This window comes from Cellulosilyticum sp. (assembly GCF_982396655.1).
Window position 1 is genome coordinate 13,624 of the sequence record NZ_CEVXFV010000014.1, and the last position, 26,036, is coordinate 39,659.

The 26,036-nt window shown below is 36.8% G+C and carries 22 protein-coding genes; 1 reads left to right on the forward strand and 21 read right to left on the reverse strand.

The features are described from left to right. Positions 1-45: 45 nt before the first annotated feature. Complete coding sequence (locus AC1VAQ_RS08000) at positions 46-1,503, reverse strand: glycosyl hydrolase 53 family protein (protein WP_479903776.1); 1,458 nt, start codon at positions 1,501-1,503, stop codon at positions 46-48. 314 nt (positions 1,504-1,817) lie between these two features. On the opposite strand from AC1VAQ_RS08000, the gene AC1VAQ_RS08005 reads away from it, so the two are divergent. Further along, positions 1,818-2,579 (forward strand): alpha/beta fold hydrolase, encoded by a 762-nt coding sequence (locus tag AC1VAQ_RS08005; RefSeq protein ID WP_302595643.1) that lies wholly within the window; start codon positions 1,818-1,820, stop codon positions 2,577-2,579. Positions 2,580-2,714: 135 nt separating this feature from the next. Here the strand turns inward: AC1VAQ_RS08005 and AC1VAQ_RS08010 are convergent, their stop codons facing one another. The 20 genes from AC1VAQ_RS08010 to fabD form a co-directional block, all read right to left on the reverse strand. Further along, positions 2,715-4,229: an Ig-like domain-containing protein gene (locus tag AC1VAQ_RS08010; protein WP_302595645.1), complete on the reverse strand. Its 1,515-nt coding sequence runs from the start codon at positions 4,227-4,229 to the stop codon at positions 2,715-2,717. A gap of 278 nt (positions 4,230-4,507) precedes the next feature. Beyond that, entirely contained in the window at positions 4,508-5,002 is a 495-nt protein-coding gene (locus tag AC1VAQ_RS08015) for a sigma-70 family RNA polymerase sigma factor (RefSeq protein WP_302595649.1), read from the reverse strand. 259 nt (positions 5,003-5,261) lie between these two features. After that, positions 5,262-5,606, reverse strand: coding sequence for a bacteriohemerythrin (locus AC1VAQ_RS08020; RefSeq protein ID WP_479903777.1), 345 nt, complete (start codon positions 5,604-5,606; stop codon positions 5,262-5,264). Positions 5,607-5,751: 145 nt separating this feature from the next. Further along, complete coding sequence (locus tag AC1VAQ_RS08025; protein ID WP_302595653.1) at positions 5,752-6,687, reverse strand: hypothetical protein; 936 nt, start codon at positions 6,685-6,687, stop codon at positions 5,752-5,754. A 106-nt stretch (positions 6,688-6,793) separates the two neighbouring features. Further along, positions 6,794-9,481: an Hsp70 family protein gene (locus AC1VAQ_RS08030; RefSeq protein WP_303244003.1), complete on the reverse strand. Its 2,688-nt coding sequence runs from the start codon at positions 9,479-9,481 to the stop codon at positions 6,794-6,796. Continuing rightward, complete coding sequence (locus AC1VAQ_RS08035) at positions 9,478-10,479, reverse strand: hypothetical protein (protein WP_479903778.1); 1,002 nt, start codon at positions 10,477-10,479, stop codon at positions 9,478-9,480. Before AC1VAQ_RS08035 ends, AC1VAQ_RS08030 begins: the two co-directional genes overlap by 4 nt. After that, positions 10,479-11,279: an MBL fold metallo-hydrolase gene (locus tag AC1VAQ_RS08040; RefSeq protein ID WP_302595657.1), complete on the reverse strand. Its 801-nt coding sequence runs from the start codon at positions 11,277-11,279 to the stop codon at positions 10,479-10,481. The genes AC1VAQ_RS08035 and AC1VAQ_RS08040 overlap by 1 nt, the downstream gene beginning before the upstream one ends. Before the next feature lie 140 nt (positions 11,280-11,419). After that, positions 11,420-12,307: a hypothetical protein gene (locus tag AC1VAQ_RS08045; RefSeq protein WP_302595658.1), complete on the reverse strand. Its 888-nt coding sequence runs from the start codon at positions 12,305-12,307 to the stop codon at positions 11,420-11,422. Positions 12,308-12,510: 203 nt separating this feature from the next. Next, the gene (locus AC1VAQ_RS08050; protein WP_302595659.1) at positions 12,511-13,083 is read right to left on the reverse strand and encodes a hypothetical protein; all 573 of its coding nucleotides are present in this window, start codon (positions 13,081-13,083) and stop codon (positions 12,511-12,513) included. A 47-nt stretch (positions 13,084-13,130) separates the two neighbouring features. Beyond that, positions 13,131-15,719, reverse strand: a complete 2,589-nt coding sequence (locus tag AC1VAQ_RS08055) for a UvrD-helicase domain-containing protein (RefSeq protein WP_302595662.1) — start codon at positions 15,717-15,719, stop codon at positions 13,131-13,133. Between the two features lie 550 nt (positions 15,720-16,269). Next, positions 16,270-18,318 carry a stalk domain-containing protein gene (locus AC1VAQ_RS08060; RefSeq protein WP_302595666.1) on the reverse strand — a complete coding sequence of 683 codons (2,049 nt, stop codon included), beginning with the start codon at positions 18,316-18,318 and terminating at the stop codon, positions 16,270-16,272. Continuing rightward, positions 18,315-18,464, reverse strand: a complete 150-nt coding sequence (locus tag AC1VAQ_RS08065; protein WP_479903779.1) for a hypothetical protein — start codon at positions 18,462-18,464, stop codon at positions 18,315-18,317. Before AC1VAQ_RS08065 ends, AC1VAQ_RS08060 begins: the two co-directional genes overlap by 4 nt. A 214-nt stretch (positions 18,465-18,678) precedes the next feature. Then, positions 18,679-19,491, reverse strand: a complete 813-nt coding sequence (locus AC1VAQ_RS08070) for an acetyl-CoA carboxylase carboxyltransferase subunit alpha (RefSeq protein WP_302595667.1) — start codon at positions 19,489-19,491, stop codon at positions 18,679-18,681. Then, positions 19,492-20,349 (reverse strand): acetyl-CoA carboxylase, carboxyltransferase subunit beta, encoded by an 858-nt coding sequence (gene accD / locus AC1VAQ_RS08075; RefSeq protein WP_302595669.1) that lies wholly within the window; start codon positions 20,347-20,349, stop codon positions 19,492-19,494. It abuts the gene before it with no gap. Then, positions 20,339-21,709, reverse strand: a complete 1,371-nt coding sequence (locus tag AC1VAQ_RS08080) for an acetyl-CoA carboxylase biotin carboxylase subunit (protein ID WP_302595670.1) — start codon at positions 21,707-21,709, stop codon at positions 20,339-20,341. The genes accD and AC1VAQ_RS08080 overlap by 11 nt, the downstream gene beginning before the upstream one ends. 17 nt (positions 21,710-21,726) lie before the next feature. Further along, the gene (gene fabZ / locus AC1VAQ_RS08085; protein ID WP_302595671.1) at positions 21,727-22,149 is read right to left on the reverse strand and encodes a 3-hydroxyacyl-ACP dehydratase FabZ; all 423 of its coding nucleotides are present in this window, start codon (positions 22,147-22,149) and stop codon (positions 21,727-21,729) included. A 399-nt stretch (positions 22,150-22,548) separates the two neighbouring features. Then, positions 22,549-23,058, reverse strand: a complete 510-nt coding sequence (gene accB / locus AC1VAQ_RS08090) for an acetyl-CoA carboxylase biotin carboxyl carrier protein (RefSeq protein WP_302595704.1) — start codon at positions 23,056-23,058, stop codon at positions 22,549-22,551. A 4-nt stretch (positions 23,059-23,062) separates the two neighbouring features. Beyond that, entirely contained in the window at positions 23,063-24,301 is a 1,239-nt protein-coding gene (gene fabF, locus AC1VAQ_RS08095) for a beta-ketoacyl-ACP synthase II (protein ID WP_302595705.1), read from the reverse strand. Between the two features lie 12 nt (positions 24,302-24,313). Continuing rightward, positions 24,314-25,057, reverse strand: a complete 744-nt coding sequence (fabG, locus tag AC1VAQ_RS08100) for a 3-oxoacyl-[acyl-carrier-protein] reductase (protein ID WP_302595706.1) — start codon at positions 25,055-25,057, stop codon at positions 24,314-24,316. Continuing rightward, positions 25,050-25,994: an ACP S-malonyltransferase gene (gene fabD / locus AC1VAQ_RS08105; RefSeq protein ID WP_479903780.1), complete on the reverse strand. Its 945-nt coding sequence runs from the start codon at positions 25,992-25,994 to the stop codon at positions 25,050-25,052. The genes fabG and fabD overlap by 8 nt, the downstream gene beginning before the upstream one ends. Positions 25,995-26,036 lie beyond the last annotated feature (42 nt).

The window sequence follows — 26,036 nt, forward strand, 5'->3', positions numbered from 1 at the left end:
AGGAAGGTTTATATATTATTTTATTTTTCCATCCATAAAATCACTCTACGACACTAACTTCCACTGCTGATTGTAACTTGCATTGTCATACCACATCTGTACACTATCCCCATTGTTCGATAAGCCACCTGTGTCTAAACATTTGCCACTGACACGATTGATGAATTTCACATAGCCATTTCCTTGGTCAACGATTTTCCATTGCTGATTGTAGCTTGTTCCTTCTTGCCATAAGCCTACATTGTTACCGTCACTGCTTCTTCCTAGACTATCAAGGGCTATATTGCCATTTCGGCAAAGGATTTTATAATAACCGCTCTCTACATGTACCAACTGCCATTGCTGATTATAGCTAGAACCACTTTCCCATTGTCCGACATCTGTGCCATTGGTTGTGCTACCTAGACTATCGAGGCATTTATTAGAGCTACGGTTTAATAACTTATAATAACCGCTATAAGTAGGTATCGTGCTTGTCCCGAAACCTTTTAGGGCAGATGTAAATTTACCGTTACTATCACATGCCCCTAAATTATAACCACCATTAAAGCCTGGATAAGCTGCTGGTTCCCAATAAAATACACCTAATCCTTTTGAATTAGATAATGATTTTACCTTAGATACCATATCGGCTAAAAATGTTTGTACAATGTCTGGGCTTGCATAATCCATCCCCACTTCACAAATCATTATTTCTTTATTATATCTAGAAATCATACTGTTCATATTGGTTAATGTCTGGGCTGTAAGTGTTGACCAATTTGATGTCGAAGGATATAGGGACATACCAATCACATCAAATTTTGCCCCATTGTTTACAAGCCCATCAAACATCCACGTATAGAGGGCATTATCATTGCCATTAGCTAAGTGAACGATTACCTTGGAATTAGGACTAACAGCCTTTACAGCATCATAACCACAGTTAATGAGCCATGCAAAGTTTTTCATATTATTAGTAGCCTTTCCATAATCCCAAAGCATGCCATTGTTCGTCTCATTCCCCACCTGTACCCATTTAGGATAAATGTTTTCACTAGCTAGACTAGACATGACATCATATGTATAGTTGTAAACTGTATTCATGAGCTGCTCGAAACTATAACTGCTCCATGCTGCTGGAATCTTTTGATTCGCTGGGTCTGCCCAAGTATCACTATAATGAAAGTCTATCATCACGTCTAAACCTAATGCTTTAGCCCTTTTTGCCATAGCGATTGTATTTGCCTTATCACACCACCCATTTCCTATGTCCCCTGATGGATTCACAAATACCCTTAAGCGCACAGCATTGACCCCGAAATCATCTTTTAAAATACTAAGCACATCTTTTTTTACACCATATTGATCATACCAAACGTACCCATTTGCTTCCATAGCAGGCACCCAACTCACATCTGCACCATTTGCAAATGTTGTAGCTGCCCTTACTTCATCATTCATGCCAAGACAAACTAGTAAAACTAACGAACACATTACATATCTTAGTATCTTCCTAAACATAGCCGCCTCCAATTATTTAATTAATAATACCAACCACACAACTCCCCTTTAGGACCTTATCCCGACTAGCCTTATCACCCTCTTTAATATGAATAGTCATAATTTTAAAATATCTATACTCTATTTTTACAACATTTTCTATGTTTTTTCAACTAATTATTCACTATTTTTTAGACAAATATCACATTTGTGTTTAAAAATGCTCTGATATATCACTTTATATCTATTTGCAAAAATATTTTATTATAAATTTCATATCCTTTTCTTTTTCTGCTAAAATATATTAATCATATCTCTTAGAAAGGTTAATAATCATGTCTAAAATTTCTATTAAAAAATTAATTACACATAAAAAGACACTTCTACTTTCTCTCATGCTCATCATTAGCTTGGCACTTGGGCTCTTTGTAAATCAAAAGTTCTATCATGCTGATGATACAGCCATAGCAAGTTTAGAATCTACATCTAGTCTTACTGTTGTAGAGACTTCTGATTATTATGCATTCATTCCCGTAGCTGAGGCTACAGGGAGTGCCTTTATCTTATATCCTGGTGCATTAGTTGATGCTAAGGCTTATGCACCACTTATGGCTAAGCTTGCAGAACAAGGTGCTACCAGTTTCATTGCAAAGATGCCCCTTAATATGGCTATCTTGAAAAAGGATGCTGCACGTCAAATCATTGCAGATTATCCAAATATCACAGACTGGTATATAGGTGGCCACTCTTTAGGCGGCGTCATGGCTGCAAGTTATGCTGATGAAAATCCTGATTTAATTAAGGGTATTGCTTTTCTAGCTTCTTACCCTAATAAGGACTTAACGGACCAACCCCTTAAAGTCGTTTCCCTCTATGGCACCAACGATGGTGTCCTCAATATGTCTGCTTATCAAGACGCCAAAAGACTCTTACCAACGGATTCTGCTAACTATAAGGAAATTCCCCTTATAGGTGGCAATCATGCAGGCTTCGGAAATTATGGCTCACAGTCCGGGGATGCCACTGCTACTATTTCATCTAAAATACAGCAAGAACTTACCGTTAATGCACTTATTAATCTAATGAATAATAACTAATGAAACAAAAGGGCTATAACGAAATCCTTAAAAATCTCGTCATAGCCCTTTTTTAATATTGGCATATAAACAGCCCTTACTTCATCCCTTAACCTTTTTATATGCATTTCATATAACTGTCTCGGTATTGTTACTCTAAATCAACAATAATGCAACCACTGGTAATGCCATTAATATTAATGCCCATATCCAGTCGGCTTTTCTTGTTATAATTGTTACCATACCTAGAATCCAGGTTAAAATGGCACTTAAGATAATGCCTACTTGTGCTTGCATCACGTAACATATAAAGTAAGCAATACAGCTTATAGTACATAATATAAGCCATATGTGACTCCCCTCTTTTTTCTCAACTTGTGCATCTACGACAACGGCAATGCTAGTAGTAGCTGCACCTTCTACTGCTTGGCAGGTCAGCATACAACTTCCTACACCTCTTGCCCACAAAAATTGTGAACCATCTTTTTGACTTGCTACAGTTGCTACGCTACCATCAGTCGTATACCACCTATATTCTGTATTATAGGCATCACTAGGTTCTACTGTAACCTCTATAGGTTTCACCTCTCCTACCACAGCACGCCATTGGCTCTGGCTTAATGTAATCGTCTTAATCTGTGGCCTTACTATAAGTGTTATAGTCGCTTGCGTATGTTCACCCTTTAAAGTAATCGTACACGTTCCTTCTGAAATGGTTCGTATTCTGCCCTCATCTAATATCACTGCAACCTTAGGATCATCACTTATGACTTCTATTTTTGTTACATCTTCTTCATCTATCGCATATTTTTCAAAATCCACTTTTTGAGTTTTATCAACTCCCATAACCATTTCCCCTAATGGCATAGGTGCTATTTCTTCTACTTCTTCTATTGCTTCTACTTCTTCCTCTACTTCAGTTGCTGCAACTTCGCCATCGCTCATAGCATCGCTATCAATTGCAATGGCCCTAGCCAATAGGTTTAATTCTTCTGCGCTTAAGTTTTCAGCTTCCTGCTGCAAGTCATGATGTAAGGCTATAATTCTTGGTGTATAAAGCTTTCTTTGTACTACTGTTTCTAAAAATTTATAAGCCTCACTATCGGTAAGCCCAAGCACATAACTCTTACCTACTCTTCTGGCCTGAATAGGCTCATCTAAGTAAATAATGAATTTGCCATCCTGCTTCTTTGCTAAATCTACGCTTTCTGGTTCATTATTAACCATAATAACATCTGCTTGTTTTTCTTCAAAAGTTGTTGTATAACGCATAGGTAAAGCAATCTTTCGAATAGCTTCATCACATATTAAAATGTTATCTTCAAACTTTTTATAATCTGCAAGATACTTTTTCCCTAATGTTTCTAATGTATTTAAACGGATTTCATCACTTTCATCTACTTCAAATGGTTCATAAATATATTCTGTACACCTTGAATGAGCTGTCTTTAAGTGACTAAGTAATATATTTTCAAATTCCCCTGCTGTAACGATTAATTTAAATTCATCCCCAATAGCTTCTTCTACTATTTCAAAAAATATATAAGCCCACTCCAAAAATGGACGTTTCTCTAAACTATTTAATGTACTACTTGGTGAGAGCGGCTTATCATTAATGCGTATAGAATTAGTATTTTGATACGGATTAATCTTTAACTTTACTACATTCATATATCTAATCTCCTTTAGTTTAATAATGTATCCCACTAGCTTTTCCTATATAAATTTAGGGATGTTCATTATGACCATCCCTAAATTTAAGCACTATTTCTCTTCCGTATTTCATTCTACATAGATTTCTTTTCTATAGATTTATCTTCTATAGATTTCACATTTATAAAACTTAGTGATTCATAGTTTTATAAATGTGAAATCATTTATATATGTGTCCCATTATTAATATTATATTTTCTTTAATCTAATAATTCAATATTTACTAAAAATTATTTCTAAATTTCCTTTCTCAACTTCTCCAATGCCTTCTGCTTCTTATTTTCTACTGTCCTATACTTTAAATTTAATCGTTCTGCTATAACCTTTAACGGCATTTGTTTCATGTAATACTCACAAATAATTTCATATTCTATATCTGAAAGCACACTTAAGCATTTCTCGCATAACATTTTGCTAATAATCTTTTCTTCAATACTGATAGTCTCATCTACATATCCTGTTTCATCTTCTAAAAGTGTGAACTGTCTTAGCTTGATTTTACGATTCATATTGGCACGCCAGCCATAGAGCCTTGCCCGATAATATGTTCCAAAGGTTACCCCTAAACTTTCATCATAGTTTTCCCATGTCTCTCTAAAGATGAAGTAACATTCCTGCTCTATATCTTCCTTTTCATACCCAAATAAATACGTCTCCCTACAAAACTTATTACGTAAATTCCTTAGTTTCTCCCACCACATCTCAAATGCACTTTCTACACTTGGTTTCATCTCAGCTTCTTTCCGCTGCAGCTGTTTTATTTGCGCAACTCAAAGATAGCATATTCCTCATTTCCTATAAAACCTAACAAGGCACTACGTCTTACGCGCCCTAGACCTATTTGCTGCATTTACAGTACTCAGTTCCTCCTTTAGGCGCTTCTTCTATTGCATTGTAGCCTTTCTAGCATATTTTATATATTTACACATTAAAAAAGCAGTTTGAAAAGTCTTAACGCATTACCTCTTCAAACTGCTTTTATTTATTGATTTATTTATGCTTTACCTGAAAGCACTTTTTATCTTCTTGTAAAATATGTGTGAAAAACCATTGTTGTAAAAATGTTCTTAACTTCTTTAGCTCTGCTGTTGGATTTTTAAGCAGCTCCTCACAGTCCACAGCATTGATAACCTTCATAAATTCCTCATGCTGCGCTTTATGTTCGCCTAAATAAATGCTATTATTTTTCAGCAAAATTTGTTCCTCTGTATAAAAATGATATGTCATGTAATCCCTAATCTCACATAACGTGTCTAATATCTGCTGATGTTGGCGATCTATTTCTTCTACCCCTACACTGATACTGTCATCCCAATCAAACTGAAAATCAAACACTTTACTATCCTCACTTTACTACTTTCTCCTCTCCCCTCTTTATAATCTATCTCCATTTCCCGTTTCTAATTCTTACCTTCTTATTCCTTACTCCTCAATTATCCCGCTGTGCGTCTCCTCTCCCTTCTCTCCTTTTTATTTTTCATTATAAATTACCAGCCTTCCCCTTTACCGCCTTTAGGATGCACACTTCAATGTACACTTTGAAACAATACGCCCCCTTAGGTATGGCAATGCCACACTTCTGATGGATTTGCCTCATAAGTGGCTTTACAATTTGCTTTAAAATGGCATCATTGGTTAGTGGAAGTTGTTGCTGAATATTGGTTAACTCACCAATGGCTTGCGGTGTTAATATTTCTCGTTGTAACTTTTCAGTAGCAGCCTCTACTATGTCATACCTTTCTTGAAGTTCGCTTCTAATTGTCTCTATGTTATTTATTTTTTGTTCTAAAACTTGAAGCTGCTCTTCTAATACAGTTTCATTGTTTTTTTCTTTTAGAATACCTAAATCATATAGCGGCTTCTTCATTAAATAACCTAGTTTTCTTTTTCTACAACGCATCTCTCGATGCTGCTTTTGCAAGCTTTTATAAGAAGCAATTAATTCTTCCATAAGCTGATTTGCCTGTGTTAGACATGTAGGCTCTTGTGCTATTTCTAAGCTGCTATTGTCCTCCTTAGTATTTCCATCTCTCAGTAACGTTGCTGTCTGCTTAAGGTGCTCTATATTTTTGCTTTGTTTCTTTTGATACTCATAAACTTCTATAATATGGCTATTGATTTCTACCAGATTATCAAAAATGCTTTCTTTCATAAAAAAATGTTTTGCTTTCTCTTCAAATAATCTATAAGCCTCTGAAGCTTTTATGTTATTTATTATGTCCTCGTACCAACTTTTAATATCCCCATTTAGCATTTCTAAAAAAGCATCTGAATAAATAAATTCTATAAATTCTGCTGGTAATGTCTGTTCATCCTGCCAGTTTAATGCCCTATATGCCTTTTCATCTTGGCCATAATCTGCCAGAAGATTGATATAATATTCTTCTGCTCTTCTAGGTTCCACCTCTCTATTCAACTTTTTTTCTTCCTCCTGTTACTGATCCCTTGGTGATTTTTATATTTTCTTCTTTATTCTACCATATTCTTTTACTCTTCGTTATAAAAAATCACCTTAAAATCACCTATTTATCATCTCGTGGCTCTAACATAGACCTAATGTGCAATAAATTCCTTTCCTGATCCTTTGAAAGTGTGTCACCATTCACAAGTATTTCACCTATTTCTAAGAGGCTCATTATATTGGCACCTGCACATTTAACTTGTCTTCTTCTCAAATCTTTAATAACAGCTAAAATCTTCTTGGCTGATTCTTCACTAATGCAATCTCTTCGCCTTCGTCTATCACCTATCTCTATCAGTGCATACATCCCATTATAAGTAATATAAGTTACATCTTGTCGCTGTTCCTTGTTAATAATATCTATAATGACAGGGATACTATACTCCACTTGTGAAATATCAATAGGATGTGTATTTTCTCTGCTCCCTATCTTACCAATTGCCCAAAGTGTAGATATATTCGTTTTTTCTTGTGAAATAGTTAAATAACGAATAAGTACATCCATAGATTCTCTTGTGGTCGCAACCTTACCTAATGATATAATCACAGCGTCAACTAAGCCTCTCATATTGGGTCTTTTGATATTCAGCAATTCTCTTAATATCTCTTCTATCTGATTATCTCCCGTTTTGCCTATTGCCTCTATGAGATATCTATAATATTGAATTTTTCTCGTTTCAATAAAAAAGCTCTGTTTAAGATCTGTAATTTCTTTACTTACATAAGTTAAAAATTGTTGATTGAGTCCCGTCACTTTCATTAAGTTCCCTGCTGTAAGTGCTAATCTACTTAATGTAAATATATCTGACTCCTTATTCATGCGTTGCATCAGCCAGCCCATAAGTTCGTTTTTATTGCTGCCGCTTACTATCATCTTCTCCGCTGCCTTAATCTTTAGCATACAATTACTCTTATCTTGTACATATTTTTCCCGTGAATAACGCTTACACTGTTTCATGAGCTGTTCAATTATACCTTCACCTACCACATATTCTGTGGTATCTTCATAGGCTTCTTTTAGATTCTTTCTCCCGATATTTTTTAATCTGGCATCTTCTACTTCTGCTGCTTCTCTTTCTTCCTCCATTAAATATCTGATTTCCATCGTATATTTATGCGCCACATCTTCATTAATCCATGCTTTCGTTGTGGCAATACCAGCTTCATCTATTTCTAGCTGAATAGAAATCTTATCTCTTTTATGCAAAGGTCTATCAAAGGTAATTTCCCGCATAGCTATTTGTTTATTGGGCAAATGGGTGTCCTCTCTGCTCCCGCGATAAAACGGAATCTCTATAGATGTGGTGCCATCCCTTACTGCAAATTCATCATAAACTGGTGATGTAAAAGGTAAGATTACACCTGGCTTTGCCAAATGCCTTACATACCCCCCTATCGTTTCAATGCCAATGCCATCATTTAAGATATTTGAAATCTGCAACCCATTGTGTAATGCATGATGATAATATACAGCACCTAATGCCACTGATAAATCAGGATTTTGTACTTCTAAAGGTTCTATGCCAAAGAACTCCTTTAATCGTCTTTGAATAAGTGGCAATTTGGTCATGCCACCATTTAAAAGCACCGCATCCACTTTCACACATTTACCTTCTTTTTGATATGCCTTGCTTAGTACATCTAATATAGGATAGATTATATTATTTACATCTAAGATTTCGCCTGCTTCTACCCTTGCTACATCTTGTAAGGTATAGTCCTTAGCAAGTAATTCTGCTACCACTTCTTCGTATTCTTTCTCTGTGATTTTTTCGTCAATAGGCACACCGCCCATAATAGCTGGATGACTAATCTCTATGACGACTTCCTCTATAGGCTCCTCTATGGCTTGCTGCTCATAAATGAGTTTATACTGCTGATAGCATGCTACAATATCCTTTTTCGCCTTTTCAGCTAACTTCTTTAATTTTTGTAATCCTACCTCTTTTTCTTGATGATTAATCCCCTTTACCTTATGGGCAATCTTATTGTATAAGTATCTGGAAAACAATATATCAAAGTTGTCCCCGCCCACCAATGTATGTCTGGATATAGCATAATCCTCAAATTTAACTTCTTCATTTTCATCACGCCATACCTTATGAAGAGAGACATCTAGCGTCCCTCCCCCTAAGTCATACACCAAAATATTTTTAGGCTTCTCTAATGCTAACACTGCTTCTGGGAAAAGGTCTCTATCTAGGCCATCAATAAAGTTATATAATGCAGCCCTTGGTTCATCTAAAAGTATATTACGCATAGAGCCATCTTCATTTTTTACCTTAATGCCTGCTAGCTCCGCTGCCTTCAAGGTATCTCTTCTCATTTCACTATCGAAGGATGCTGGTACTGTAATAATCACATCATCTGGAAATTGTCTAAAGAATGTTTTTGCATTTGCCAAAGCAAATCTTATAATATAGCTGCTAATCTGAGGTGCCGTATATTTCTTATCTAAAATGTAATATTCTCTTCCTGTTCCCATGCTACTTTTCACAGATGTCACTACCTGCCGTGGCACTTTTGCCGCCATCTCCTTGGCATAACTGCCCACTATAGGATTCGCCTTCTGATCCATATAAACACAGGATGGGACAACTTCCTGTTCTATAAATTCCCCATTACTCTGAGGTACCTTAAGCCGCATTATATGCGCCTCAAACCTCTTGCTCTTATGATTAAATGTCCCATATGCAATAGCCGTATTAGTCGTTCCTAAGTCAATCGCGCAATAAAAATTGTGGTTCATCCTGTCACCTTCTTACCCATATAAACTGGCTTCGATATGATGCTCTCTTTATATCGCCAACCGGGTGACTTCACCTCTATATCTCTCTTATCTTCATCACTCATAAAAGGGTCTCCATAATATATACAATCATCTAATTCCTGCTTGGTTGTAATAAAATGCTTCTTATGCGTGACTGCCGTTATCCCATAGTTCTTTAGAAATCTAGCAAGGCCTTTTATTAGCACCATCATAGATTGTAGCTCTTCTGGTACCACATACCCCTTTGCTTCTAATTCTAATATCTTTTCATTACATTTACTCAGTTCATTGAGTAAATTGCCTTGGTCATCTTCATTAAGTGCACTTAAAAACTGGGCAATATATTTTTGCTGCTCGTTCTTTTGATTTTTATCTATATGATTTTCATAATCTCTTAACTGCGTTTGACTCAGTTTCAAAGCACTTTTTAAATCCATATAGCTTGTGTCATTGTATACCTTAATACCTGCTGACATTGCCATCTTATCTATGAATTCTCTCATGAAATGCTTAGCCGTTACACAGGTCATTGCCTGCATTAATTCCCCATAAGTGCTCAGTAACCTTCTATCTAATAATTGTGCAAAATAATAGGTGACAAGTTTATATTGTATTGCCATCCACTTCCTATCATTCAAGCTTTTGTATACTTGAGTATATTTATTTTTAGTTGTATCTCCACCAATACTGAAGGCATATATGGCTTCAGCTACTTCTTTACTCTCTTTAATCAGTTCTTCTCGCTTTTTCTTGCTTAGATTATCTATATCCTTTAGGCACCATCTAACAACTCTTCCCTCATACCCCTTTTTAATTAACTCTTCTTCATAATGTTTAATCTGAGCGGTAGGTGTGCTTTCCATCAATTCTACAATTTCTTCCTCTACTTTAGCCTTCATCACTAATTTTTTATCATACTTCATAATTTGTGATTTAAAGTTTACAAAATTAAATTTTAGAATTTCCTCTCCGTCCATTATTTCATCTCCACTTCATATACCTTCTTATTTTCCACCCGCACGACATCTATATCTGGCATTTCTTCTTGTATTTGTGCCATAAGTGTCATCGCTTTATATTGCATATTCTGATGCACCAAGAATAAATGTTTAGGACTTACAAGCCTCACAAATTGCACCAATTCATCATAGTCTGCATGTCGCTTTGTATTGAGATTAACTTCATCCCTTTGCCCATGTGTGCTTTCCATAATGAGTACATTACATTGTTTCAAGATTTGTAGTACCTTTTTCTCACATTCCTTTGGGCTAAAGCCAGTTAGTGGAAAAGAGAAATCTCCCGTATATAAAACTCTAAAGTCCTTATATTCCATTAAGGTCATAGCTGCACCGCTCATATGGCCAGCCGGTAAAAATGTTATCTTTACATTTCCAGAATAAAAGGATTTAAAATACTCATATGGAATGATAGAGTGCATATAACTCTTTACCTTTAATGCTTCCTTATCCATCTCATACTTTGCAGTATTAATTTGTTCTAGTATCCTATCTCTAGTTTTAGGCGTTGCTATGATTCTAAATTTATCTGACTCCTCTTCTAAATATCTCACGCCCTCATAATGATCCTTATGGGCATGAGATATAATGATGGTCTTAATATCATACATATTTTCAATTAAGGCATTCCTTAATAACTCATCATAATCTGGCAGTCTATTTCCTTCACTTCTAAGACCAAAGTCTAATAGAAGCTTCGTATCTCCTATTTGCAAGTAGTAGCTACTTGCACCTATTTCATCCCCTCCTCCTACTGCCATAAATACGATACGTTCTATAATCTCATCTCCTTACAACCACTTTACTTGGTTATACTTCTTCTATATATACTATGGACTCCCACATACATATATGACGTATCCCGTAGCGTATTTAGGGGCAAGAGGCGGGCTATTCTTTTTTATTGCTCTGGTAAAATGTATATATCTGTATCCTGGGCTACCATATCAGCCACTGTAATCATTGTTTTTCCTTCTGCTTCTTTATAGAGTGCGTATCCCTCTGGTGGGAACACTTGAAAGACAGCCTCCTTAGAAACTGTATATTTATTGACCTTACCATTTTCACGGTGTAATGTGACATTATAAGTTGCTTTATCATTCTCTAAGTTTGTTACAAATTCAGGTACTTCTAACCCTTCCTCTGTATAGGTTATAAAAGACTCTGTCAAAATCAATTCCGCCTCTTCACCATAAGCAATCTCACTGTATTTCTGTAGCTCCAATGTCTCTGGATTATACGTATACACAAAGCGCATCACATCATATTTTCCCGCATCAAAGTAACTACCTAAATATACATCTTGGCTACTAATAGGAACTTCTGTAATCATTGTCCCTACACCATTTTCTATGGAGTTCTCTACCATCTTCTCATCGCCCCAAACATTTAAATCCTTTGCTTCTAGGTCCCCAATATAAGCTTCTATCTGATGGTCTATAAAGAGGCGTATACTAAATTTATTATCTTCTGGATCAAAGATATACATCCTTCCTCCCTTTTGAAATTCAGTATAACCATAGGAATTTTCATAAGTTGTTTCATACCCCTCCTTACCTATGCTAATACCTTCATAAGTCGAAAAATCTGCGCTTCCGTCCTCCTTATAATAAATTGTATTCACTAGTTTGGTGCAATGGCCTTTTAGAACCGATTCCGTCGTATTGGCTGCCACTAAATCCCCTAGTGTAATTTGAGGTGCCTTTTCATCTGCTCTCTGCCTTGTTCCACAAGCGGTTAAGGCTATGCACAGGCATAAGATTGGTAGTAACTTCTTTATTATTTTCATATAAAGAAGCCCCCCTTCAATAATTACATGATGTTATTATATGCAAGGGGGACTTTAAACTTCACATAAATAAGCTATCAAATTTATGGCTTAATTTCGTGATTTTTAAGGTACTTTATATGATTAGTATAACATCTCAGGCATGTCATTTATTGTATATCTGTGAACCCTAGTCCTAAAATTTTTCACAGGTAAAAGAAGTATCAAAATAAATGAATCTCTCCATTTTCAAGATATACAAGGACTTGTTCTTCGCCCTTGCTATTATAAGCCTTTAATATACCACTGATGGACATCTTACTTTCATAAACCTTCGTTTCTTCACCTGTATCCTTTCTCATCATAACCGCCTGATGTGCTTCATCAATTGTATATAAAGCTTCCCCTATAACAAGTGACTGCTCTAATTTTATTTGTTTCTTATCTATAATCTTTTCAAATCCCCTCAGAATTTCCTCTTTTAATTCCTTCTTGAGTTCTTCTTTAAACTCATTTTTCATTTGTCCTTCGATTTCTCTGCCCAGTTCATTAAGTCTTACCATTTGTGCTGTATTAATAAGTTCTAAATCTTCTTTAATCCCTGCAATATGTTCTTCTAAACTTGTAATCTTTTCATGACTTTCTTCAAAATCCTTTAGCTGCCCCACCGACTCTATCTGTGCCATAAGTCTTTTAAAAGATTCATTAAATGCCATAAGTGTTTCACTTAAACTTTGGCTCTTGTTTTCATTTTCTCTAATTCCAGCTATAAGCTGCTCCATTTGCGCATCATTCATCTGTTCGCTTCCTCCTATATATACTGCGTATTATCTCTCATTATCTTTTATCTCATTATATTTGTTTCTAGCATTTTAGCAGATGTTTCTACGTCCTGCCTAAATTCCTCAGCACACAGGATTGTAAAATCCTGCTCCTCCTGCTCATGTGGCAACCTCTCTATATAATAATTCACACACATTGCTTCTATTTTATCTCTCAAAAATGCTGTCATATAAGGCTGCAGATCTCTTTCATATACAATGCTTTCATTACATATGATTTCTTTCATAAAACTTTTTTCATCCCATCTTACGAAGCATTCATAATATTTCTCATATATCTTAGCCTTATAATATACCTTTGTGGCATCTTCCCATGCCTTAGCTTTTTCATAAAAAGCACCTGCTTCTTTAAATGCCCCATTGGCTTCTTGCAGTTTACCTTTACAAAAGGCTTCTCGTAACCTTGCCTTCGGCATACGTAATTTCTCATATTGCATAAGTGCACGTCTATAATCTTCTGCCGCCTCAAACTTAAGGGCCTCCAAATAAAAATCTTCTGCACTAGAGTCTTCATCTAACCCAAAGACCTCATCATTAAATACGGTTTCATTCTGCATCTCCATGTCAAAAAGATTTGTAATGAAATCTGCATCTACCTCATCTTCTATCAGGCATAAACTTTCCTGTGTCCTCGTTAAAGTCACATAAAGCATATTCATAATGTATCTGTAAAAATAATTTTCCTTAATACCCTCAGATAAAGTCTCTTCCTTTTTACACTGTGCAATAAACTGCCATTTATTCTTAAAACTGCTAAGTAAATTGACACCTATAATATATTTGTTTTCTAAGCCCTTTACTTCATAAATGGTAAAGATACGGATTTTATTTTCTAGCAGTTCTTCTAACTCTTCCTTTTCCCTATCCGTTGCCACCACAATATAAACATAAGCCTTTTTAACGGCTTCTCTTAGCAACTTCATCTTTTCTATGCGGTTTCCGCACAAAGTATAAAGGTTTCCTTCCTGCTCGCACATGGCAACTTCTTCGCTATAATCATTACGTTTATCTTTCCCAAAGAGCTTTTTTCTAAGCTGGCTAATACCATTAGCCAGTTCCACAACCTGTCTAGGATTTCGATAATTATGCGTTAAGACAAGGCGATTGGCATCTTCCTTATAACGATAGTTATGATGCTCTAAAAGAGTCATAATACGCTTCGTATCAAAATACGTAGGTGCAATCGTCTGATGATAATCTCCACTCAAGAGAAAGTTCCCGGACTGTCGTACTCTTGTTTGTAAAAGATAAATCTCAAGTTCCGTTAAATCTTGTACCTCATCAATTACAATCCAATCATATAAAGTTGGCATGCTCTCTTTATCTAGTCCATCTTTTCTCTCCTCGTAGCTAAAGCTACCAAAACCACGCTCTGTCTCTTTTGACAACGTTTCTTTTGCTAGTAGCTTTCTACAAAGGTCATTTTCATCATAGATACCTTCTTCCTTTTGCCAAAGCACATATTTATGAGCTAAGGCATACAGTACCTTGCGCTGTGCTGCATTATAGAAGGAATGCTGCTGACTTAATCGCATATATTCTGCTTCTGGCAAAAGCCCGCTGCCATCTTCCTCAATATGTGGCTGCCATGCATCTCCTGCATACCCCTTAATAAGCCCTCTAATCTCACGCCACGCTTCATAACCCGTTAAATTTAAAATCACATCTTTATATTCCGGATTCATACTCCAATTCTGACGCAGTGGCATAAAGAACTTCTCATTAAACTGGTCATACTGAATCATATAATCCGTCTGTGTCTCTTCCTTTAGCCAATCTCTAAGCGGATGAAAATCTACTTGTGCTTCATAATCTGCAATTTCATTTGCCTCTAACTCATTTTCAAGTACCGTATGAAAAATCTTCTTTGCGGATTGTGCTAATTTACTTGAGTAAGTAAAGTATCCCACCTTAATGCCTGGATTCTGTTTAATTAAATCTACTAATTTATAAACACCTATAGTCGTCTTGCCACTTCCTGCACTTCCAAATAAAATAAGGGGCCTGTAATCTGCATTCACACATTCCCTTTGATTTTTGTTTAAATAATAGATTCCCTGTAATCGTTCTAAATCAATAAGTGCCTCAATACCAATATGCTTAAACACTCTAGTAATAGACGTTTCCGGATCATATCTTAGCTGCATTGCCTTCTCATCTGCCACCTGATCTGCCAATAATTCCGTATCACCGCCACTTATGTCACCTACCATTTGTGCCATATTGCCACTTGCCTCAAGTGACTCTTCTACCTTCGGCATTACCTTAGATAGATTCCTCGCCTTCACAATCTGTGTATCATGCTTACAGAACATCAGTAAAATCAATGCATCCTCATAACCACTTTCTTCTAAATCCAAACTCTTTCCTTTCGTGAAAAGTATACGGCACCCATCACTCACCTTAAACTTCCACACTTCCGGCAGCATCGTCTCACCATATACCTTCTTCACGCTAAACCTACGATTTAATTCTGTAGGGTCAATATTACTTTCCCATGCCCTTACGAATTCACCTATTTTACTTAAAATCTGGTCTCTATTCTCCCTTGGCAGACTTCTCTCAAATCGAATATCTTCTAGTACACTCATACTGCCACCTCATTTCATTTTATTACTTTTATATTTGATATTATTTTTTTATCTAATACTACTTTTTATATTTTCTTCTCTATAGATTTCACATTTATAAAATTTAGTTATTCATAGTTTTTAGTCATGTGAAATCATTGGGAGAAATCTATTTACCTACAGGTATATTTCAAGGTTTTAGTTGCTTTCTCTATAGATTTCACATTTATAAATTTTAGTTATTCATGCTTTTTAGTCATGTGAAATCATTGAGAGAAATCTATTTACCTACAGGTATATTTCAAGGTTTTAGTTGCTTTCTCTATACCTTATTTTAAGACCTACTTATGTTTTTACTATAAGCAACCTCATCTATTTCATAAATTTACCTGCGCCTATAACCCAAAAGGCCGTAATAAAGTTAGCGTCAAATCCTCTAACTTTACCACGACCTTCTTATAGCTCTTCAATTTTGCACCGCTACTCCTTTAACATCTTTTGTGCATATTCTTTTAATTATTATACTATCTCCTTATTTTATTCCAAGGCCCTTCAAATTTTATCCCTAACTTTAATAAGTTACTACAAAATTACCTTTATCATATATTAAGTTATAAGATATACTGCCCTCGCCTAATGTAAATATACTTACAAGCCTTTTCTCAAGTAAGGTATTTTTACCATCAATCCATTTATAAATACCTGGTGCGTAACCAGATGTCACATAAGCAATGCGTTTGCCAGATACTTTAAAATCTCTGATAGGTTTATCACTTACTGTAGTCGTTGTTCCCGTGCCTAAACCATAGATATAAAGTCCACTGCCCAAATCTTTGTTACCGCCCTGCTTTGTATAATAGAGGCAATTATTTTGAAGGTCAGCCTTTTGAACTGGCGTGCTCACCAATGTCTTTTCTCCATTGCCTTCTAAATCTACTGTTTTTATGTATCCTGTAGCTGATTCAATATAATAAATATGCTCTCCATTCAGCCAATAGTTTGCCGTTGGCGTTGTAATCTGTTTTTGTACATTGGTTTTTAAGTCAATACTACATACTGCCTGTTTCTTTGAACTACCATTTTCATAAGCTAATGTATAAAGCTTGCCATTTCTAATAAAGGCATTGCCACAAATACCATAGCCATTAGCTTCGTCATCCACTAAACTCATCTTCATGTCATACACGTAGCTTGGGCTACCTATCGTTCCATTTTGTTTGGTCTTTTGATTATAACAGCCTATGTTCTGAGTATTGAGCCAGTTAGACATTTCTGTGTAGTAAATCATATTCCCATCTATAATAAGGCTACCAAATTGACTGCATCCTATCAGTTTTTCACATTTTCCATCAACAATCTTGTAAAGTTCTTCACTTCCCATAGTCCAATCGCCATTATGAACGACTACATAAAGCACATCCTCTACTGGAATTACCCTACTGACAAAATTGAAATTCTCATCAACTGCCATTTGCCATACAACATGTGACTGCATTGTGGTTAAGTCAAATCTTTCTAAGTTTGCCCCTCTACTGCCATTAACTAAATAATAAAAGTCATAATCCACTACTTGTACATTGGTATTATAGGCACTTTCAATTTTCTTAAGTACCTGTGGCGTCCCTTTACCTTGCTGGCTATAAATGGTTAGCTCATTCTCACCAGTCTTTTCATTATAGTGACTAACTGCATAATAATTAATCCCATTGTAATTTGTTACGGCCGTTACATATTCATCAGATTGAACAGCCTGTCTATTACTTTCTAGATGTGTCTTCACTGTTTGAATTGCACCAGTCATCTCTTCATTTTCTAAGTTAATACCATTCTGGCTTATAAAAACCAAACCATTTTTATAGCTCACTTGTTTACCTAGTATTTCGCCTATGGCACGTAGTGGTAAACAAATACTTCCATTTATTTTCTTAGGTGCCTTAGATAACTGCTGCATACTCTTCGTCGCTGCATCATCATTTGTCCCAGACGTATTTATCTCAGCAGCGCAGCTTCCTACCGTTAGCTTAATTGTCTTAGTCTTCCCGCTACTTAACCAGCCGCCTAATTCTGTACTCGTCATATAATTACACTGCAAAATAACCTCATTTGGTTTCTTACTATCCCATTTAGCTTCCCAAATTTCCTCATTGGTACTCACTACCTTTGTCAGCAAGCGCAGTGGCAAATAACTCGTATTTGATTCACTATATACTTTGTATTTTTCATAAGATAAGTCAATATATTCTCCATTGGTAAAAATCTTACCTTGATAATTCACAGGTACAATGCTGACTTCATCTAACTGGTCCTCGCTCACTTTCTGAGCTGCTGTTGGTGCCACTTCTTCATTTTTTGCTACGTTCGCTTCCTGTACGATTTCCTGTTTATTTACTGCATCGCTGCTTACTATTTCTTCTTTATTTGTTACTGCATCACTACTTGCTGTTTCTTGTTTATTTGTTACTGCATCGCTGCTTGCTGTTTCTTGTTTATTTGCTACTGCATTGCTACTTGCTATCTCTTGCTTTAAAGCCACTTGATTACTACTTCCTATATCTTCTGCAAATAACGTCCCACCCATACTTATTGCCATAAGTCCTATTATTACCCATTGTTTGTTCATCCCAATATCATCCTCCCATTTATAACATCTCTATTTATAACATCTCTATTTATAGCATCTTTATTTATAGCACCTTTATTTATCTTTTTATCTAACATCTTATCTAATTTCTTTTCTATTTTTTTATCTGCTATTTGTCTTGTCATTTATTTATATTGCTGTTTATTTATCCCCTTCTCTTTTTTATCTAACCTTTATCTAGCACCTTGTCTATTCTTACATTACCACACCTATTTGTTCTTAGCCTTGTCCTCTCCTCAATCTTAAACAAATAGTAATCTTCCTGTAAAAATCTATTTCTTCCCAACAAAAAAAGCCCTTTAGGGAGCTATGCATTGCATGCCCCTAAACGGACCTTCTCTAATACCCTAATTCTTTCCACTGCCCATATTTTCTAAAGCGGTTGTAACGTGCTTCTACGAGCTGGTCAGTTGGTACTTCTTCTAAACTATTTAATGTCTCTAATAAATACTGTTTTAACTTTTCTGCCGCAGCTTCTGGATCTTGATGTGCCCCACTAGCAGGTTCTTCAATGATTTGATCTATGATTTGATAATCCAATAAATCTTTGGCCGTAAGCTTCATTTTGCGTGCCGCTTCCTTGGCACGGCTCGCATCTTTCCATAGAATACTTGCAAAGCCTTCTGGTGAAAGAATAGAGTAAATCGCATGTTCCTGCATAAATACTTTATCGGCTACACCTAAAGCTAAAGCTCCGCCACTGCCGCCTTCTCCAATAATTCCTGCGATAACTGGTGTACGCAATTTAGACATTTCAAAGAGATTCCTTGCAATAGCTTCACCTTGACCTCTTTCTTCTGCGCCCACACCGCAATATGCTCCGGGTGTATCAATAAGGCAAATAATAGGCCTGTGAAATTTCTCAGCTTCCTTCATTAAACGAAGTGCCTTGCGATAGCCTTCCGGATGAGGCATTCCAAAGTTGCTAGCTATATTTTCCTTAGCTGTATTACCCTTGCTCTGCACAATGAGCGTTACAACTTTACCTTCTATTTCACCTATCCCACCAATAATAGCCGGATCATCTCTAAAGGCTCTATCACCATGTAGCTCTATAAACTTATCACACAGGGCATGAATATAGAATTTACCACGCGGTCTTTCTGCTTTTCTTGCCAGTAATACCTTATCCCATGGTTCCAATCTTTCCATCTACTTTCCCTCCCTTGTATGAAAGTCTAGTAACATACCTAACGTTTTCTTTAAATCACGTCTTTCTACAATGGCATCAATCTGCCCTTTTTCTAATAAAAACTCAGCACGCTGAAAACCTTCTGGCAATTTTGCTTTAATAGTTTGTTCAATAACCCTTGGACCTGCAAAACCTATAAGGGCACCCGGTTCTGCAAGTATAATATCGCCTAATGTTGCAAAACTTGCTGTGACGCCACCTGTTGTTGGATCTGTCAGGACATTCATCTGTAACATTCCAGCTTCATCATGTCTTGCTAGTGCCGCACTCGTTTTTGCCATCTGCATGAGTGAAAAAATCCCCTCTTGCATTCTGGCACCACCTGATGCAGTAAAGATGATGATAGGCAATTTACACGCTGTGGCCATTTCAACTGCTCTTGTAATTTTTTCACCTACTACTGAGCCCATGCTTCCCATCATAAAGTTAGCGTCCATAATAACAAGCATAACCTCATGTCCTTCTATTTTTGCCTTACCAGTTACAACAGCTTCTTTTTGCCCCGTCTTCTTTTGATACTTTGCAAGTTTATCATCATATTCTCTAAAAGCTAATGGATTCACACTTTCTAGATTTTGATTAATTTCTTCAAAAGTATGTTTATCCACAATAAGGCTTATTCGCGCCTTAGCTGTCAGTGGATAATAGTAACCACAGTGTGGACAAATTCCTAAAGTTCCTTTTAAATCAGGACGATAAATACTCTTTTTACATTTAGGGCATTTCACATAAATACCTTCTGGTACTTCATTTTTCTTTTTTCCTACATGCTGAGATGTGGTCGCATATTTTTTCTTTAACAACGTCCTAAGCCTCATTTAAGATTCCTCCTAAGATATTGTCTAAATTTTTCTCGATAAAGCCTGTATTTACATTGGCCACTACAAAGTCTGGATGATTTAAAAGCTGATATTCAAATAATATATTTGTTTGAATACCTTCAATGTTTATTTCATCTAAAGCACGTTTCATAATCTGAATGGCTTCTTCTCTTGTATCACCATAAGCAATAATCTTTGCCAACATTGCGTCGTATTGAGGTGGTACTTTGTAACCTTCATAAAGGGCAGAATCTACACGTACACCTCTTCCGCCTGGTAAGTAAAGCTCTTTGATTTCACCAGCAGAAGGTCTGAAATCTAATTCTGGATTTTCAGCATTGATACGGCATTCTATGGCATGCCCTTTAATCTGCACCTCACTTTGGCTCACACCCAAAGGCTCACCACTTGCAATCTGAATTTGCATTTTAATTAGGTCTATACCCGTAATCATTTCTGTTACAGGGTGTTCTACTTGAATCCTTGTATTCATTTCAATGAAATAAAAATGGCCCGATTCATCCACGATGAATTCGATGGTTCCAGCATTTTCATAATTTACAGTTTTTGCTGCTCTAATGGCTACTTCACCCATTGCCATTCTTAAATCTTCACTTAAAAAGGGTGATGGCGCTTCTTCCATAACCTTTTGATGTCTTCTTTGTAATGAGCAATCTCTTTCTCCGAGATGAATCACATTACCAAACTGGTCACCTAATATTTGAAACTCAATATGTCTTGGATTTTCGATATACTTTTCTAAATACATACTGCCATCACCGAAGGCACTTAAAGCTTCACTACTAGCTGCCCCAAAGGCTTCTTTAAGCTGCTCGCGATTTCTAGCAATACGCATACCACGTCCACCGCCGCCTGCTGATGCCTTAAGCATCACAGGATAGCCGATTTGCTCAGCTAACTGAATGGCTTCTTCTGTATTTTCTAGTTTGCCTTCTGAACCAGGTACGACAGGTACATCAGCTGCTATCATCATTTCTCTTGCCTTTGCCTTATCACCCATAAGTGTAATCATCTCACTACTAGGGCCAATGAATTTAATGCCACAATTGGTACAAATCTCTGCAAACTTAGCATTCTCAGATAAAAAGCCAAAGCCTGGATGCAGTGCATCACATCCTGTAAGTACTGCTGCACTAATAATGTTTTCTATATTAAGATAGCTATCTTTAGGAAGAGGACTGCCAATACATACTGCCTCATCTGCAAGCGCCACATGAAGCGCATCTTTATCTGCTGTAGAATATACAGCCACAGTTTCTATTCCCATCTCCCTGCAAGCTCTAATAATTCTTACAGCAATCTCTCCCCTATTTGCCACAAGTACTTTCTCGATCATCCTCTTATCCCTCCTAATTAACCAATAGCAAAAATGAGTTCTGCCTCACAAACCTTTTTATCACCCACATAAGCTGTTGCCTTTCCAACACCCATAGGCCCTCTTAACTTAATAATTTCACAGCACAACTTCAGCGTATCACCTGGTACAACCTTGCCTCTGAATTTAGCTTCTTTAATCCCTCCAAAGTAAGCAATCTTACCTTTAAATTCATCCTTAGATAAAAGTGCAATAGCACCCACCTGAGCTAAAGCTTCCACAATAAGCACCCCAGGCATCACCGGTTCTACAGGAAAATGCCCCTGAAAGAATGGCTCATTAATCGTCACATTCTTATAACCAACAGCACCATTCCCATCCTCAGCAATCTCAGCCTTATCCACCAGTAAAAAAGGATATCTGTGCGGAATAATCTCCATAATCTGTTTCACATCCAACATCTTCTCATCCCTCCTACTTTCTACTTCTCAATCTACTCCAACCTAAGTCTACGTTATTCAACTTCATACTTATTACATCTATCATTATTCAATCATTTCTTATTAGTAATTTATCGATATCCTTGCTACTATGTCTACGCCAACTATTACCTTGTATTTTTCCCAAGCAGATACAGTTAACTTCTTCTTTTCTCCACTACACTAGTTTGTGTGTGTGGCTACTACTAGTCTGCCTGTGGAGTAATTTGATGAAGCTCTTAGTGAAAATTTAAGGAGCTTTTAGCACTGCTGTTTGAACGCAGTGAGTTCAGTGCGTTTCTTTAATTTTTGAACTTAGAGCTTCACAAATTACGGAAGGTGCAGCTAGTAGTAGCCACACACACAAACAATCATTCTTTATTACCTCACCATAAATAATGGTTGGCCGTATTCTACCATGTCTTCATTTTGGACTAAGATTTCTACGATTTCGCCGTCTACTTCTGCTTCCACTTCGTTCATTAGTTTCATTGCTTCTATGACGCAGACAACATCGCCTTTTTTCACGTAGTCACCTACTTTTACAAAAGGTTCAGCGCCAGGTGCACTTGCACTATAGAATGTCCCTACCATAGGTGCCTTAATGCTTTTTTGAGATACTGACTTTGTATCAGCACTTACAACATGCACTGCATTCTCCTCTGTATGGCTCTCATTGCCACAACTATCATCTTGGATATTTTCGTTGCTATAGCTACCTGATTCAAATTGATATGCTGAATCAACTTGACCGTCACCTATGCCGTTTGCACTAACTACAGTAACTTCTTTTTTAAGCTTTAGCTCAAACTCATCACATTTTAATGATAAATTTGTAAGTCCTGCTTCTTTAAACGCTGATACAAGTTCCTTTACTTTATTAATTTCCATGGTTTTATTCCTCCCATTTTTTCACAATAAGAGTGGCATTATGTCCTCCGAAACCTAATGAATTACTCATCGCATAACGTACCTTTTGGCTTCTTCCTTCATTTGGTACATAATCTAAATCACAATTTTCATCTGCTACTTCATAACCAATGGTTGGTGGTATAAAGTCTTCTTCTACAGCTTTCACTATGGCTACAGCTTCTACGCTTCCTGCTGCGCCTAAAAGATGTCCCATCATAGATTTAGTTGAACTTACAGCCACTTTTGTATTTTCACCAAATACTGATTTTATTGCCTCTGTTTCATATAAATCGTTAAACTCTGTACTTGTCCCATGGGCATTAATGTAGTCTATCTCCTCTGGTTTTATGCCCGCTTCCTGTATTGCTAATGCCATAGCGCGCGCCGCACCCTCACCATTTTCTGCTGGTTTTGTAATATGATAGGCATCACCTGTTGCACCATATCCTACAATTTCACCTAAGATTCTAGCGCCTCTTTCTATAGCATGGTCTAAAGTTTCAAGAACTAAGATACCTGCACCCTCACCAAGTACGAATCCATTTCTCTCTTTATCAAAAGGAATAGACGCACGCTTTGGATCTTGTGATGTGCTAAGTGCTGTTAATGAATTAAAACCAGCAATCCCAATTGGGCAAATACAACTTTCTGTACCACCGGCAATGATGACATCATTAATACCTGCTTGCAGGTTTCTATACGCTTCTCCAATGGAATGTGTCCCTGATGCACAAGCTGTTACAACTGTACTGCATACACCTTTTGCACCTAATCTAATGGATACGTTTCCTGCTGCCATATTGACAATTGCCATAGGAACAAAAAGCGGTGAAACTCTTTTAGCCCCTTTTTGATGAAGCTTCAATACCTCTTCTTCTATCACGCCCAATGCGCCTACTCCGCTACCAATAATAACGCCTACGCGGTTTGCATCTTCTTTTGTCATATCCAAATTTGCCATTTCTACTGCCTTATGACTTGCATAAACGGCAAACTGTGAAAAGCGAGCCATTCTTTTTGCTTCGCGTCTATCTAAGTATGGTTCTGGACTAAAATCTGTTACACTCCCCGCTACACGCACTTGTATATCTTCAAGTTGCAATGCTTCAGGTAATAACTTAATACCGCAGGCACCTTCTTTTAATGAATCCCAAAATGTCTCTATTGTATTTCCTACTGGTGAAACTACACCCATTCCTGTGATAACTACTCGCTTGTTCATTTTATTTCTCCTTTACATTGCCATTCCACCATCAACTCTTAGCACTTCACCTGTCACATAACTTGATAAATCACTGGCTAAAAATAGGGCAGCTTTTGCGACTTCTTCAGTTTTGCCAAATCGTTTCATAGGTATACTGCCCGTTACAGTTTCCTTTACAGTGTCACTTAGAACATCTGTCATCTCTGTCTGAATGAATCCTGGTGCAATAGCATTAATACGGATATTTCTACTTGCAAATTCTTTTGCTACAGATTTGGTAAAGCCAATGAGTCCAGCCTTTGACGCTGCATAATTGCTTTGGCCCACATTACCCATAAGCCCCACTACAGATGTCATATTAATGATGCTACCACCTGTTTTGAGCATGGCTCTTGAAGCTTCTTTAGTACAATTAAATGCACCTTTTAAATTCACTTCAAGGACGCGGTCAAATTCCTCTTCCTTCATGCGAAGCAGCAGCATATCCTTGGTAATTCCTGCATTATTTACTAAAATATCAAGTTTACCAAATGCCTTTACAGTCTCACTAATCATAGCTTTTGCTTCTTCACTCTTTGAAACATCACAGCGAATTGCCTTCGCCTTAACGCCCATTGCTTTAATTTCTTCTACTAATTTTTTTGCCTCTAACTGGCTGCCTTCACTTGTATAGTTGACAACAATATCAGCACCTTGCTCTGCAAAACATAAACTAATCGCTCGGCCGATGCCACGTACACCGCCAGTAATGAGTGCTACCTTACCTTTAAGCATGAGTGACACCTACTTTCTCTATCACATTTTGCAGTGTCTCTAAATTTTCTATATTATAAACGTCTACCGTTTGATTAATTTTCTTAACTAAACCACTTAAAGTGCACTTAGGACCTACTTCAATAAATGTATCAAAACCTTGTGCTACAAGGTTCATGATACTCTCTCTAAAGCGTACTCCCTTAATGACTTGTAGTGGAATATTTTCTTTAACTTCTTTAGCATTCATAAACTGAGCTGTGACATTGCTTACAATTGGACAAGTCGGTTCATTAAATGTAAGGTCATCTAATTTCTTAGCAAGTTCCTTAGCCGCCTGCTCCATCAGTAAACTATGAAATGCCCCACTCACCTTTAAAGGAATAACGCGTTTAGCGCCTGCTTCTTTTAAAGCAATAGCTGCTTCTTCTAGTGCCTCTTTGGTACCTGCAATGGTAACTTGGCCTTCGCAATTGTCATTTGCCACACTTACCCATGAGCCCAACCTTTGACTCACAACCTCACAGATTTCATCAACCTGCATCCTCTTCATTCCTATAACGGCATACATGCCTCCAGGATACCTTATAGCACATTCCTCCATGAGCTTAGCACGTTCTTCGACTAAAGCTAATGTTTCTTCAAAGCCTAAAACACCACTTGCCACAATCGCATCATATTCTCCAAGACTAAACCCTAGTACACAAGAAGGTTTAATTCCCCCCGCTTCTAAGGCCTTATAGATTCCATAGTTGGTAGTAAATAAGGCAGCTTGTGTATAACGTGTTTGATTAATAAGTTCATTTTTATTTTCAAAGCAAACTTCTTTTAAATTCCAATCTAATAATTCATCTGCCTGATCAAATATTTGCTTTGTCTCTGTATAATAATTGTATAATTCCAGTCCCATTCCAGCATGCTGTGCACCCTGTCCAGGAAATAATATTGCCACCTTCATTTTGCCTAACCTCCTAAGTATCTTCATGTATTTTCTTGTATC